The following is a 13,666-nucleotide window of genomic DNA, read 5'->3' as shown; positions in this document are numbered from 1 at the left end:
GATCAGGCCGGACGGCTGATGGTCGCGCGCAGGCGCGGATCGACCACGGTGTAGAGGATATCAACCACGAGATTGATGGTGACGAAGATCAGCGACACCATCATCAGGTAGGCCGCCATGATCGGGATGTCGACATTCTGCACCGCCTGCACGAACAACAGGCCCATGCCCGGCCATTGGAACACCTGCTCGGTGATGATCGAGAACGCGATCACCGAGCCGAACTGCAGGCCGACCACGGTGATCACCGGCACCAGCGTGTTGCGCAGGGCATGGCCGAAATGAATCGCGCGCGTGGTCAGCCCACGGGCACGAGCGAAGCGGATGTAGTCGGTGCGCAGCACCTCGAGCATCTCGGCGCGAACCAGCCGCATGATCAAGGTCATCTGGAACAGGCCGAGCGTGATGGAGGGCATGATCAGCGCCTTCCAGCCGGAGACGGTGAACAGGCCCGATGTCCACCAGCCGAACCTGACGGTGTCGCCGCGGCCGAACGACGGCAGCCAGCCCAGCGTGACCGAGAACAGGTAGATCAGGAGGATGCCGATCAGGAAGGTCGGCAGGGAGATGCCGATCAGCGACAGCATCTGGAACAGCTTGGCGAGCAGGGAGTCGCGGTGCAGCGCCGAGAACACGCCCATCAGGATACCGCAGAACAGCGCCAGGATCGTCGCGCAGACCGCGAGCTCCAGGGTGGCGGGCATGCGCTCCTTGAGCAGATCGGAGACCGGCTGCCGGAACTGATAGGAGACGCCGAACTTGAACTGCGCCGCGTCGAACAGATAGCGACCGAACTGCACGATGAAGGGATCGTCGAGCCCGAGCGACTGGCGGATGCTGGCCCGTTCCGCGGCCGACGCGTCGATCGGCACGATCTGGCTCACCGGGTCTCCGGCGAAGCGGAACATGGCGAACGCGATGATTCCGACGGCGATCATGACGCCGATGGCCTGAATTGCTCGGCGAAGCGCGAAGGCGAGCATCTGATCCTTTCAGGTCCTTCGAGATGCGGCGGCGCGTAGCATCTGCCGCAGGAAATGAAAAGTCCCGAAAAGCAGTTCTGCTTTCCGGGACTTGTCGTTGCGTCTGGACTACTCGGTCTTGGTGGCGAGGAACAGCAGCACGGCGTTGTCGGCGCGCAGCGGAATCTTCACCTTCTTCGAGACGCCCCAGGCCACCGCCTGCTGATGCAGCGGGATGTAGCCGTAATCGTTGATGCCGATCTCGAAGGCCTGCTTGATCAGTTGATTGCGCTTGGCGGTATCGGTCTCGACCAGGACCTTGTCGGTCAGGGCGTCGAACTCCTTGTTGCAGTAATTGCCGAGATTGGCCTCGCCCCGGGTCGGGTCCTTGGCATCGTCACGGCAGCCCATGATGTCGTGCATCACGTTGTGCGCGTCCATCGAGGAGGGCGTCCAGCCGAGCAGGAAGAACGAGGTGTTGTAGCCGCCGGGCTTCAGCACCTTGGCGAAATACTGCGCCTTGGGCTGGGCGTTCAGGTTCACCTTGACCCCGATGCGGGCGAGCATGCCGACCACGGCCTGGCAGATCGCGGCGTCGTTGACGTAGCGGTCGTTCGGGCAATCCATGCCGACCTCGAAGCCGTCGGGATAGCCGGCCTCGGTCAGCAGCTTCTTGGCGGCGTCCGGATCATATTTCGGCCGGGTGAAGTCCTTCGACAGCGCATAGAGCTGCGGAGCGATCATCAGCGCCGACGGGGTCGACAGGCCGCGCATGACGCGGGTCTTGATCAGCTCGACGTCGATCGCCTTGTAGAAGGCCTCGCGGACGCGGATATCCTTGAACGGGTTCTTGCCCTTGACGTTGGAGTACAAGAGCTCGTCGCGCGTCTCGTCCATGCCAAGGAAGATCGTGCGCAGCTCCGGTCCCTTCAGGACCTGGGCATTCGGGCTGGAATCGACGCGGCCGATATCCTGCACCGGGACCGGCTCGATGACGTCGACCTCGCCGGACAGCAGCGCGGCGACGCGCGTGGCGTCGGAGGCGATGGTGGTGAACACGATCTCCTTGAGATTGTGCTCGGGCTTGCCCCACCAGTTCGGATTGACCTTGAACACGGTCTTCACACCGGGCTGATGGCTCTCGATGATGAAGGGGCCGGTGCCGTTCTCATGCAGCGCGGCGTAGCTCGGCGTGGTTGCCGACACCGGCGTCGGCGCGACCGAGTTGTTGTCCTCGCACCACTTCTTGCTCATGATGTACCACGTATCCCATTGCGAGATCAGGATGGGATTGGGGGCATCGAGCTTCACGTCGACTGTGTAGTCGTCGACCTTGATGAATTTTGCGTCCGGCGGAACGTTGGAGAGGAAGTTGGAACCGGTGGCGCGGACGCGATCGGCGGAGAAGATCACGTCGTCGGCCGTGAAGGGTTCGCCATTGTGGAACTTGACGCCCTTGCGCAGATGGAAGCGCCAGCGGGTCGGCTCGGGCGTTTCCCAGCTCTCGGCCAGCGCGGGGATGATCTTGAGATCCTTGTCGCGCGCGGTCAGTCCCTCATAGACGTGAGCATGGTGCGCAATCGTGGTCGATTCCTTGAAGGTGTAGGGATCGAGCGATTTCAGGGTGCCCTGGTTGGCATAGCGCAGGGTCTGGGCCGAAGCCGGCATGACGGCGAGGCCGAATGCGACCGCTGCCGCGATGAGCAGGGATTTGCGTCCCGACATATGTCCAAATTCTCCGCGTTTGACGCTTGGTTTTTCGGCAGGCGCGATTGTGTCCGGCCTGTTTTGCTTCGAAGTTCGTGTTGTCTGCAGCGCCTCTTGCACGAACTTCAAGAAGCAACAAGACGCCGGGCGATATGCCTGCAAGTCTGATGCCGCGCCGGAATGAACTGATCCCGTTGGCTCTGGCCTGGCGGTGCGTCGTGCGACCCGCGGCAGATCGATCCGAATATGTTGCCAGAGTTCAGCGGCGGCACACAAGTGCAGTTTGTTTAAGCCTAAACGATATGGTTATCCCCCCGCCGCCGCTGTGCGGCGCACGCGAGCGGCGGCTTCCGGGATGGGGCTGAGGGCTCGCCGGATTGACCATGTCCCGGGAATTGCGCACCTGCAGCAACGCGCCGCTTGCTAGAGGGGGGCCGGCGCGGTGATACTGGACCCCCCCTGCCGCGAGTCCGGGATGGTCTTCCTGGTGAAGGGAGCCCGGCCCGGGGCTCGCGTCGGGATGGTTCGAACAGCGGAGCGGACATGAAAGTCAATATCGAGATCGATTGCACACCGCTCGAAGCGCGGCAGTTTTTCGGACTTCCCGATGTCGGTCCGATGCAGGCTGCGGTCATGGACCGGCTGCAGAACCAGATGACGAGCAACATCGACAAGCTCACGCCCGAAGCCATCATGCAGAGCTGGTTCACGTTCGATCCCCGCTTGGCCGAACGGTTTCAGGACCTGATGCTGACCATGACAGGCCTCGGCGGCAGCCGCTCGAACGACAAGAAGTCGGCCTGACGCGGCCGACGGCCGCACGGATTACGCTTGCGCGGAACTCCGAAGGGACGTGGCGTGACGTCACGGCATGGAGCAGGCTCCATGCCGGAGCCGAAGACCGGTCGAAAAAGACCGGCTGAACACTTCAGGGGAGGACGCATGACCGATCCGTCTTGGATGCCGGCGCTGCAGTTCGCGACGACCAACGGCATCCGCATGGGCTATTACGAGGCGGGCCCCGTCAGCGACCGGCCGCCGATGATCCTCTGCCACGGCTGGCCGGAGCTGGCCTTCTCCTGGCGGCATCAGATCAAGGCGCTGGCCGAGGCCGGCATCCGCGTCATCGCACCCGATCAGCGCGGCTATGGCGCGACCGACCGGCCGGAGCCGGTCGAGGCCTATGACCTCGAGCATCTCACCGCCGACCTCGTCGGCCTGCTCGATCATCTGAAGATCGACAAGGCGATCTTCGTCGGTCACGATTGGGGCGGCTTCGTCGTCTGGCAGATGCCGCTGCGATACCCCGACCGAGTCGCGGGCGTGGTCGGCATCAACACGCCGCATCTGCCGCGCGCGCCCGCCGATCCCATCGCCATCATGCGCAAGCGGTTCGGCGACATGATGTACATCGTGCAGTTCCAGGATCCCGCACGCGAGCCGGACCGCATCTTCGGCAGCCGTGTCGGGGAGACCTTCGATGCCTTCATGCGCAAGCCGCTGCCGCGCAGCGATACGCCGCCGACGGAGCCGCCGGACGGCGGGATCGCAGCCTCGCCATCGCTCAACCTGGCGTTCCCGCAGATGATCGCAGCCTATGACGCCGCCAAGGACACGCGGCAGCCGATCCTGTCGGAGGCGGAGAAGCAGGTGTTCGTCGACACCTTCACGCGCACCGGCTTCACCGGCGGCATCAATTGGTATCGCAACATGACGCGCAACTGGCAGCGCGCCGAAGGGCTAGATCAAACGGTGCGCGTGCCGTCGCTGATGATCATGGCGGAGAACGACGCCGTGCTGCCGCCCTCGGCCGCCGACGGCATGGAGAAGCTGGTGCCGGACCTGGAGAAACATCTCGTCCGCGACAGCGGCCATTGGACGCAGCAGGAGCAGCCCGCGGAGGTCAGCGCCAAGCTGATCGAATGGCGGCGGCGACGGTTCGGTTGAAGAACGGCCGAGGCAGATTGCACGTCCGAGTGAGAGGCTGCGGCCGAGCCAAACAACAACAGATGTCGTCAAGCCTGCCGACGCAGCGCGTCGGCTCTCCTAAGCCGCCTGCGGATTCGCGCCGTGCGCGTGCTCGGCGATTGCGTCGATGATCTGCGGCCACATCGGCCGCGGAGTAGCGTGACCCATGCCGTCGATCATCAGGAGCTTGGCATTCGGAATCGACTCCGCCGTGTCCTTGCCGGCGGTGGGATGGACCAGCGGGTCGACCTTGCCGTGGATCACGAGTGTCGGCGCCGTCACCAGATGCAGCCGCGGCTTGCGGCTGCCGGAGGCCAGGATCGCGCGCAACTGACGTCCGACGCCGGCGGGATTGATGCCGCGCGCGAAGCAGCGTTCGGCGAGTGCCACGTCATTTACCTCGTCCTCGGGAAATGAGCCGACGCGCAGCGCCTTCCAGGTCTTCTGGAAGCGCTTGATGTAGTCGTCCTTGGTCTTCGGCGGCGGCGCCATCAGCAGCATCGCGACCTCGCGCGTCGGCGGCGGGATGCGCGGATTGCCGGTCGTCGACATGATCGACGTCAGCGAGCGCACGCGATGCGGAAAGGAGATCGCGATCTCCTGCGCGATCATGCCGCCCATCGACGCGCCGACCAGATGCGCCGACTTGATGTCGAGCGCGTCCATCAGGCCGACCGTGTCCTTGGCCATGTCGAGCAGCTTGTAGGGCGCGGAGACGGGAATGTTGAAGAAGCGCAGCTTGATCAGCTCGAACGGGGTCAGCCGGCGGCCGCCATGCAGCTTGCTCGATTGGCCGATGTCGCGGTTGTCGAAGCGGATCACGCGGAAGCCGCGGCTTGCGAGCTGTTCGCAGAACTCGTCGTACCAGATGATCATCTGGCCGCCGAGGCCCATGATCAGCACGAGGGGAGGGGCCGCCGGGTCGCCGAAGATCTCGTAGCAGATGTCGATACCGTTGGCGCGCACAGTCTGCGGCGGCTGATGAGCAGTTGCAGTCACTTGATCCCTCGTTCAAGGCCTTGGAACCCTCTATGGCATGGTTCTGTTGGTCGAGAGAAGCAAGCTACAAGTTCTCCCGCACCGCAGCGAAGGCGTGCTATGATAAGTTGTGTTTGAGTCTTGTATTGGTCTGAAGGAGCGTGCCGATGGCGAACAAAGCTGGCGACCCGATCGCATTCTGGCAGCAGATGGTCGGAGAGATGCAGAAGAGCTTCAGCGCCTTCACGCGGCTGCGCCCGATGGGTGCGACGCCCCGTCCATCCTCCGATGGTCCCGCAACTGGTTCAGGAAACGGACAGAAGCCCATGGTTGATCTGATGGAAAACTACTTCGCCGGCATGAACGTGCCGAGCCGTGGTCAGCTCACCGCCTTGAATGAGCGGCTCGCCTCCATCGAGGGCGAACTGGCGGAGACACGGGTGTTGTTGAAGGAGCTGCTGGCTTCCGCGCAGGTGCCCGCGACGACGCCCGCCGATCTCGCTCCGCAGTTGAATGAGATCAAGAGCGTGCTGGATTCGCTTCTCTCCGCGTCCAAGGCGCCGGCGCCAGTCGTGGCGCCGCCGCGCGACGTCACGCCGGACTTGAAGGCGATCAAGGACTTGCTCAACGAGCTTCTTGCCGCGACCAAGGCTCCGCAACCGGCGGCAAAACCCGCCGTCGACGTCACGCCCCAGTTGAGCGAGATCAAAGCATTGCTCGACCGGACGCTGAACGCCGCCAAAGCACCCGATCCGTCACCGACAGTCGCGATCGAGGCAGAGCTGCGCGAGATCCGGGCCATGCTCGACACGTTGATGAAGCCGTCTCAGCCCGTCGACGCCGCGCCCAAGGCTGATGAGGCGGCTCCAAAGCCGGCCGAGCCGGCCCGGCCGGGGAAGAACCGCAACAAAAAGCACGGCGGCGCCCCTGCCGAGCACTGAGGCTCACCCGAACGTTCCGACGTGCGGCGGGTCGCTCAGCGGTTGCCAGTCCTTTCCTCCCATCCAGGATGGTGCGTTGCAACATTTATGTTGCGTCGCACCATCCAGAATGATATAGCTGAGTCACTCCGGTTTCATAAGGGACGGAGCGAGCCATAGCTCAGAAGCATTGAGGATGGAGACAGCCATGACCACCGAGACCAATACCGTGTTCGACACCGTCAAGGACGCCTTTGCACCGGTGACCGACGCGTTCAAGAATCTGCAGACGATGGAAGTGCCGGAGTCCGCGCGGGAGTTCGTCAAGAAGACCGCGTCGACCGCCAAGGAGCGCGCTGCGGAGGCCCTCGCTGGCTCCGAGAAGGTGACGTCGGCGATCGAGACCGCCGTGTTCGACGGCGTGACCGAGGCCGGCAAGATCAGCCGGAACATTCAGCAGGCGCTGTATCAGGACACCGAGGCCTTCTTCGACGGCATCGACCGGCTGGCGTCCGCCAAGTCGATCAGCGAAGCCGTTCAGATCCAGGGTGAGCTGGCCCGTGCCCGTGGCGAGGCGCTCGTCGCCCGCGCCAAGTCGACCAGCGAGTATGTCGGCAAGCTCGTCACCGAGGGTGCAAAGCTCGCCCAGGAGAACATGGCCAAGGCCTACAACAAGACCGCCTGATCGCCTCGCGCATCAGCCGATCGACCTGCAAGGCCCGCATCGTGCGGGCCTTTTCTTTTGTGACCAGGCGAAACCGGATAAAGCGGAGACATGGCGCAGCCTCTGTCCCGCATCGTCAATCAACTGAAGAGCGAGCCGTCGCGCACGGGCTCGCTGATCATCACCGTGTTCGGCGACGCCATTGTGCCGCGGGGCGGCAGCGTCTGGCTCGGCAGCTTGCTCGCCTTCTTCGAAGGGCTCGCCATCGACGGCAGCGTGGTGCGCACGGCGATGTCGCGGCTGACGGCGGAAGGCTGGTTCGAGCGCAGCAGAATGGGCCGCAACAGTTTCTATCGCCTGACCCGGCGCGGCGAGCAGACCTTCGCCGGCGCCACCCGCCACATCTACGATTCGCCGCCGGCGGAATGGAACGGCAGCTTCGAACTGCTGCTCATCGGCAGCGCCGAGGATCGCGAGCAGGCGCGGACTGCGCTGCGCGATGCGGGCTTCGGCAGCCCGCTGCCCGGTGTGTTCGTGGCCCCCTCGAGCATCGCCGTCCCTGACGCAGTGGAGGGGGCCATCCGCCTGCAGGCGTCCGCCGGCTCCGACATGGCGCGACGGCTGGTCGCCGAGAGCTGGGCGCTGGAGCGGACGGCGGAGGCGTACCGCAAGTTCAGCGCCTCCTTTGCGCCGCTCAAGGACAGCATCGCGCGCGGCGAGGTGTTGTCCGACGGGCAGGCCTTCACCGCCCGGATCCTGCTGATCCACCACTATCGGCGCATCGTGCTGCGCGATCCGCTGCTGCCGGCCGAGCTGCTGCCGGGGAATTGGCCTGGACGGCAGGCCCGGGCGCTGTGCGGCGAGATTTATCGGTTGCTGCTGCCGGGTTCCGAGCGCTGGCTCGACGCGCATGCGACAAATGAGGAGGGGCCTCTGCCGGCGGCCGGAGCGGCGCTGCTGCGGCGTTTCGCCGTTGAGAATGAGGGCCGTTGATATATTACAGAATTCGATTGCACGGATGAAATCTCGTTATATATTGGCGTCAACCAAGTCCTGGGAGGACGCCGCCGCATGTACACGCAGGCGCTCAATTCGCCCGAGGAGGGCAGCTTCGCCGAGGACGCTGGACGCGCCTCGCGCTTTCAGGCGCGCATCGATGCCGAAGAGCGCATCGAGCCGAACGATTGGATGCCGGCGGCCTATCGCAAGACGCTGGTCCGGCAGATCTCGCAACACGCCCATTCCGAAATCGTCGGCATGCTGCCCGAGGGCAACTGGATCACGCGCGCGCCGAGCCTGCGCCGCAAGGCGGCGTTGCTCGCCAAGGTCCAGGACGAGTGCGGCCACGGGCTGTATCTCTACGCCGCCGCCGAGACGCTCGGCGCCTCGCGCGAGGAACTGGTCGATGCGATGCTCGCCGGCAAGGCCAAGTACTCCTCGATCTTCAACTACCCGACCCTGACCTGGGCAGACATCGGTGTGATCGGCTGGCTGGTCGACGGCGCCGCGATCATGAACCAGATTCCGTTGTGCCGCTGTTCCTATGGTCCCTATGCTCGCGCGATGATCCGCGTCTGCAAGGAGGAATCGTTCCATCAGCGGCAGGGCTACGAGATCATGCTCACGCTCTGCCGCGGCACGCCCGAGCAGAAGGCGATGGCGCAGGACGCGCTGAACCGCTGGTGGTGGCCGGTGCTGATGATGTTCGGCCCGCCCGACCAGGCCAGCCAGCACAGCGACACCTCGACCAAGTGGAAGATCAAGCGCTTCTCGAACGACGAACTGCGCCAGAAGTTCATCGATGCCACCGTGCCGCAGGCGCAGTATCTCGGGCTCACCATTCCCGATCCCGAGATGACGCAGGACGAGCAGGGCCATTGGGTGCACGGCCCGATCGACTGGAACGAGTTCAAGCAGGTGCTGGCCGGCAACGGCCCGTGCAACCGCGATCGCATGGCCGCGCGCCGCAAGGCGCATGCCGAGGGCGCTTGGGTGCGCGAGGCCGCGACCGCCTACGCCGAGAAGCGCGCGCGGCGCCGGATGGCACAGGCTGCCGAATAGGACAGGGAGATCGAAATGGCGACGCCGAACACGCCGTTGTGGGAAGTCTTCATCCGCAGCCGCAACGGGCTTGCGCACAAGCATTGCGGCTCACTGCACGCGCCGGATGCGACCATGGCACTGCAGGCGGCGCGCGATCTCTACACCCGCCGCGGCGAGGGCCTGTCGATCTGGGTGGTGCCGTCGAGCGCGATCACCGCGTCCGATCCTGCCGACAAGGGCATGATGTTCGAGCCGGCGGAGTCGAAGATCTATCGGCATCCGACGTTCTACGAGGTGCCCGAGGAAGTCGGGCATATGTGAGTGCGGACGGCCGTCAGCCGTCGTCATTGCGAGCGCAGCGAAGCAATCCAGACTGCCGGCTCGGATGAATCCCTGGATTGCTGCGCTCGCAATGGCTGAGTTCGTGGCGGGCCTGATCGGATCACAACCATGACCGCTCCCTCGATCACCGTCTGCGAAGCGCCGCTGGTGCTCTACACCTTGCGCCGCGCCGATGATGCGCTGATCCTCGGCCATCGCCTCTCCGAATGGTGCGGCCATGCGCCTGTTCTCGAAGAGGACATGGCGCTGTCCAACATGGCGCTCGACCTGATTGGCCAGGCGCGCGAGCTCTACGGCTACGCCGCCAAGGTCGAGGGTCGCGACAATGACGAGAACAAGCTCGCCTATCTTCGTGATGTCAGGCAGTACCGCAACCTGCTGCTGGTCGAGCGTCCCAATGGCGACTTCGCGCACACGATGGTGCGGCAGCTGTTCTACGCGGCGTTCGCCGATCTGTATTGGCGCGGCATGATGGACTCGACCGATGCGACGCTGGCGGCGATCGCGGCCAAGTCGGAGAAGGAATGCGCCTATCATTTGCGCCACGCCAGCGAATGGGTGATCCGGCTCGGTGACGGCACCGACGAAAGCCACGCCCGCGCGCAAGCCGCGATCGATGACCTCTGGGCCTATACCGGCGAGATGTTCAGCGTCGACGAGAGTGAGCGCGGTCTGATCGACGCGGGTATCGCGATCGATCCGACGATGCTGCTGCCGGAATGGCTGTCGAGCGTGTCGCATGTCGCGCGCGAGGCGACCCTGGTGCTGCAGGAGAACGAGTGGATGCAGCAGGGCGGCCGCGACGGCCGCCACAGCGAGCATCTCGGCCATCTCCTCTGCGAGCTGCAATATATGCAGCGCAGCTTTCCCGGTGCGACATGGTAGTTGCGGATTTCAGCCCGGCCGAGCTGCGCCAGCGCGCCTGGGACGCCGCGGCATCGGTGGCCGATCCGGAAATTCCGGTGCTGACGATCGACGATCTCGGCGTCCTGCGCGAGGTCGAGGTCGTCGGCGACCGCGTCGAGGTCGCGATCACGCCGACCTATTCCGGCTGTCCGGCGATGAACATGATCGCGCTGGAGATCGAGCTGGCGCTGGAGCGCGCCGGCTTCCGTGATGCCCACGTTCGCACGGTGCTGTCGCCGGCCTGGACCACGGACTGGATGAGCGAGCAGGGGCGGCGCAAGCTGCGGGAGTACGGCATCGCGCCGCCGCAGCCGTCGAGCGGGCGCCGCGCGCTGTTTGGCGTGGCCGAGGTCGCGTGTCCGCAATGCGGATCCGTCGACACCGAGCAGCTCGCCGAGTTCGGCTCGACCTCGTGCAAGGCGCTGTGGCGCTGCAGATCGTGCCGCGAGCCGTTCGACTATTTCAAGTGTCACTGATGCAGCAGCCGTCATCGCGAGCGCAGCGACTTGTCCGCCGAAGCCCGAAGGGCTTAGGCGGAAGCGATCCAGAGTCCCGCGCGCGGTCCTGGATTGCTTCGTTGCTTCGCTCCTCGCAATGACGGGAGGATGAACCCGATGTCGACCACGCCACGCTTCCACCGTCTCGCTATCCGTGACCTGCGCCGCGAGGCGCCCGATGCCGTGTCGCTGACCTTTGCGATTCCGAACGAGCTGGCGGCGGACTATCAGTTCGCGCCGGGGCAATATCTCACGTTGAAGACCACGCTCGGCGGCGAGGAGGTGCGGCGCTCCTATTCGATCTGCTCCGGCCCCGATGATGACGAGATCCGCATCGCGGTGAAGCGCGTCGATGGCGGCGCGTTCTCCAGCTTCGTCACTGACGAACTGAAGCGCGGCGACGAGATTGACGTGATGACGCCAACTGGACGTTTTGGCGTGGCATTGCAGCCGGAGGCCGCGCGCACCCACGTCGGCTTCGCGGCGGGCTCCGGAATCACGCCGATCCTCTCGATCGTGAAAGCCGTGCTGGCGCGGGAGCCGCACAGCCGCTTCTTCCTGTTCTACGGCAGCCGCACCACCGCAGGCATGCTGTTCCGCGAACACCTCGAGGAGCTGAAGGATCGCTTCCTCGACCGCTTCTCGCTGTTCCACGTCATCTCCGGCGAGGAGCAGGATCTGCCGATCCTGCACGGCCGGCTCGACGGCGAGAAGGTGCGCGTGCTGCTGCGCTCGCTGGTGCCGGCCGAGAGCGTCGATCACGTCTTCATCTGCGGTCCCACCGGGATGAGCGAGGATATCGAGGCCGCCTGCCGCGCGCTCGGGATCTCCGACGACCGCGTCCATGTCGAGCGCTTCGTCTCCGGCGCCGGCGGCAAGCCGCGGCCCAAGATGGTCGTTCCGGACTCGGCGCCGCCGAAGGCCATCGCCGCCCTGATCATCGACGGCAAGCGCCGCGAGGTTCCGGTCGCCGACGGCGAAGCCATCCTCGACGCCGCGCTGCGCGCCGGCGTCGACCTGCCGTTCGCCTGCAAGGGCGGCATGTGCTCGACCTGCCGCGCCAAGCTGGTGGAGGGGAGAGCGGAGATGGAGCTGAACTACTCGCTGGAGCCATGGGAGCTGCAGGCTGGTTTTGTGCTCACGTGTCAGGCCAGGCCGGTGACGGAGCGGGTGGTGGTGGACTACGATCATGTGTGAGGAACTACGCTCGCCGTCATTGCGAGGAGCGAAGCGACCAAGCAATCCAGAATCTTCGCGCTGCCCTGGATTGCTTCGCTTCGCTCGCAAGGACGAGCCGCGACCATTTGCCGAACCTCACACTCGCGACACCAACAATTACCCCACCGGCCGCTTGTCCTTGATCCGTTTCGCTTTGCCGGCCGAGCGCTCCAGCGTGTCGGGTGGGACGACTTTCACCTTTGCCGTGAGGCCGATGGTGTTCTTGATGTGGATGGAGATGCGCTCGGCGTGCGCGCCGAGGCCGGTCTCGTCCCAATGCTCGGGGCGCGACTCCGCGTAGATGGTCAGCTCGTCCATGCGGCCCTCGCGCGTCAGCTCCAGCATGAAATGGCCGCCGCACCACTCGGTCGACAGCAGGATCTCCTCGATCTGTGACGGGAACAGGTTGACGCCGCGCAGGATGATCATGTCGTCGGAGCGGCCCGTGACCTTCTCCATCCGTCGCATTCCCGGCCGCGCGGTGCCCGGCAGCAGCCGCGTCAGATCGCGGGTGCGATAGCGGATGACGGGAAAGGCCTCCTTGGTCAACGAGGTGAACACCAGTTCGCCCATCTCGCCGTCGGGCAGCACCTTGCCGGTGTCGGGATCGACGATCTCCGGATAGAAATGATCCTCCCAGATGTGCAGCCCGTCCTTGGTCTCCAGGCATTCCTGCGCCACACCAGGGCCGATCACCTCGGACAGGCCGTAGATGTCGGTGGCGTCCATCGCGAACGCATCCTCGATCTCGGCGCGCATCGCATTGGTCCACGGCTCGGCGCCGAAGATGCCGATCCTGAGCGAGCTCTGCCGCGGATCGAGGCCCTGACGCTTGAACTCGTCGAGGATTGCCAGCATGTAGCTTGGCGTCACGGTGATGATGTCAGGGCGGAAATCATTGATCAGCTGCACCTGCCGCTCGGTCATGCCGCCGGAGATGGGCACCACCGTGCAGCCGAGCTGCTCGGCGCCGTAATGGACGCCGAGGCCGCCGGTGAACAGGCCATAGCCGTAGGCGTTGTGGATGATCATGCCGCTCCTGCCGCCGGCGGCGCGGATCGAGCGGGCCATCACGGCCGACCAGGTCGCGATGTCGTTCCTGGTATAGCCGACCACGATCGGCTTGCCGGTCGTGCCCGAGGAGGCGTGTACCCTTACCAGTTGCTCGCGCGGCACGGCGAACATGTTGAACGGGTAATTGTCGCGCAGGTCGGTCTTCACCGTGAACGGAAACTTGGCGAGGTCGGCGAGCTCGCGGAAGTCGGAGGGATGCACCCCCGCCTTGTCGAAGGCGCGGCGGTAATGGGCGACGTTGTCGTAGGCGTGCTTCAGCGACCAGGCGAGCCGGCTCGTCTGCAGCGCCATGATCTCGTCGCGCGAGGCTCGCTCGGCTGCGTCCATCTCGGGAACGTAGCTGCCGGTCGATTGAAGCTTGGTCGATGTCATGGTCAGGTCCTCCGG

The 13,666-nt window shown here is 64.9% G+C and carries 14 protein-coding genes; 10 read left to right on the top strand and 4 right to left on the bottom strand.

Annotated features, from left to right (window positions below; genetic code table 11):
- Positions 1–2: 2 nt before the first annotated feature.
- Complete coding sequence (locus ACQR0W_RS02245; RefSeq protein WP_315715761.1) at positions 3–983, bottom strand: ABC transporter permease; 981 nt, start codon at positions 981–983, stop codon at positions 3–5.
- 108 nt (positions 984–1,091) lie between these two features.
- Positions 1,092–2,687 carry an ABC transporter substrate-binding protein gene (locus tag ACQR0W_RS02240; RefSeq protein ID WP_316186852.1) on the bottom strand — a complete coding sequence of 532 codons (1,596 nt, stop codon included), beginning with the start codon at positions 2,685–2,687 and terminating at the stop codon, positions 1,092–1,094.
- A 525-nt stretch (positions 2,688–3,212) separates the two neighbouring features.
- On the opposite strand from ACQR0W_RS02240, the gene ACQR0W_RS02235 reads away from it, so the two are divergent.
- Together ACQR0W_RS02235 and ACQR0W_RS02230 are read left to right on the top strand one after the other, a co-directional pair.
- Positions 3,213–3,473, top strand: coding sequence for a DUF6489 family protein (locus ACQR0W_RS02235; RefSeq protein WP_315715763.1), 261 nt, complete (start codon positions 3,213–3,215; stop codon positions 3,471–3,473).
- Between the two features lie 138 nt (positions 3,474–3,611).
- Positions 3,612–4,616, top strand: a complete 1,005-nt coding sequence (locus tag ACQR0W_RS02230) for an alpha/beta fold hydrolase (RefSeq protein WP_315715764.1) — start codon at positions 3,612–3,614, stop codon at positions 4,614–4,616.
- Positions 4,617–4,715: 99 nt separating this feature from the next.
- Here ACQR0W_RS02230 and ACQR0W_RS02225 read toward each other — a convergent pair whose 3' ends face one another.
- The gene (locus ACQR0W_RS02225) at positions 4,716–5,636 is read right to left on the bottom strand and encodes an alpha/beta fold hydrolase (RefSeq protein WP_315826389.1); all 921 of its coding nucleotides are present in this window, start codon (positions 5,634–5,636) and stop codon (positions 4,716–4,718) included.
- A gap of 146 nt (positions 5,637–5,782) precedes the next feature.
- Between ACQR0W_RS02225 and ACQR0W_RS02220 the strand changes: the two genes are divergently transcribed.
- The 8 genes from ACQR0W_RS02220 (at position 5,783) to paaE (ending at position 12,184) form a co-directional block, all read left to right on the top strand.
- Positions 5,783–6,556: a hypothetical protein gene (locus ACQR0W_RS02220; RefSeq protein ID WP_315826485.1), complete on the top strand. Its 774-nt coding sequence runs from the start codon at positions 5,783–5,785 to the stop codon at positions 6,554–6,556.
- Between the two features lie 187 nt (positions 6,557–6,743).
- Positions 6,744–7,220, top strand: a complete 477-nt coding sequence (locus ACQR0W_RS02215; RefSeq protein WP_315715766.1) for a phasin — start codon at positions 6,744–6,746, stop codon at positions 7,218–7,220.
- Positions 7,221–7,310: 90 nt separating this feature from the next.
- Entirely contained in the window at positions 7,311–8,192 is an 882-nt protein-coding gene (paaX, locus tag ACQR0W_RS02210) for a phenylacetic acid degradation operon negative regulatory protein PaaX (protein ID WP_315826388.1), read from the top strand.
- Positions 8,193–8,270: 78 nt separating this feature from the next.
- Positions 8,271–9,260, top strand: a complete 990-nt coding sequence (gene paaA / locus ACQR0W_RS02205) for a 1,2-phenylacetyl-CoA epoxidase subunit PaaA (protein ID WP_315715768.1) — start codon at positions 8,271–8,273, stop codon at positions 9,258–9,260.
- 15 nt (positions 9,261–9,275) lie between these two features.
- A complete protein-coding gene (gene paaB / locus ACQR0W_RS02200) occupies positions 9,276–9,563 on the top strand; it encodes a 1,2-phenylacetyl-CoA epoxidase subunit PaaB (protein ID WP_009025702.1) in 288 nt (95 codons plus the stop codon).
- A 129-nt stretch (positions 9,564–9,692) separates the two neighbouring features.
- Complete coding sequence (paaC, locus tag ACQR0W_RS02195) at positions 9,693–10,469, top strand: 1,2-phenylacetyl-CoA epoxidase subunit PaaC (protein WP_316170593.1); 777 nt, start codon at positions 9,693–9,695, stop codon at positions 10,467–10,469.
- Positions 10,463–10,966 carry a 1,2-phenylacetyl-CoA epoxidase subunit PaaD gene (gene paaD / locus ACQR0W_RS02190; protein ID WP_316170592.1) on the top strand — a complete coding sequence of 168 codons (504 nt, stop codon included), beginning with the start codon at positions 10,463–10,465 and terminating at the stop codon, positions 10,964–10,966. Before paaC ends, paaD begins: the two co-directional genes overlap by 7 nt.
- Positions 10,967–11,104: 138 nt before the next feature.
- Positions 11,105–12,184 (top strand): 1,2-phenylacetyl-CoA epoxidase subunit PaaE, encoded by a 1,080-nt coding sequence (gene paaE / locus ACQR0W_RS02185; RefSeq protein WP_316170591.1) that lies wholly within the window; start codon positions 11,105–11,107, stop codon positions 12,182–12,184.
- A gap of 138 nt (positions 12,185–12,322) precedes the next feature.
- On the opposite strand, the gene paaK is transcribed toward paaE, so the two are convergent.
- On the bottom strand, positions 12,323–13,651 hold the full coding sequence (paaK, locus tag ACQR0W_RS02180) for a phenylacetate--CoA ligase PaaK (RefSeq protein WP_315757796.1): 1,329 nt from the start codon (positions 13,649–13,651) through the stop codon (positions 12,323–12,325).
- Between the last annotated feature and the right edge of the window lie 15 nt (positions 13,652–13,666).

Origin of the sequence: Bradyrhizobium sp. HKCCYLRH1034 (genome assembly GCF_051168375.1) — a bacterium.
Taxonomy (GTDB): Bacteria; Pseudomonadota; Alphaproteobacteria; order Rhizobiales; family Xanthobacteraceae; genus Bradyrhizobium.
The sequence above is the reverse complement of the archived record's forward strand: the minus strand, read 5'-3'. Positions and strand labels throughout refer to the sequence as shown.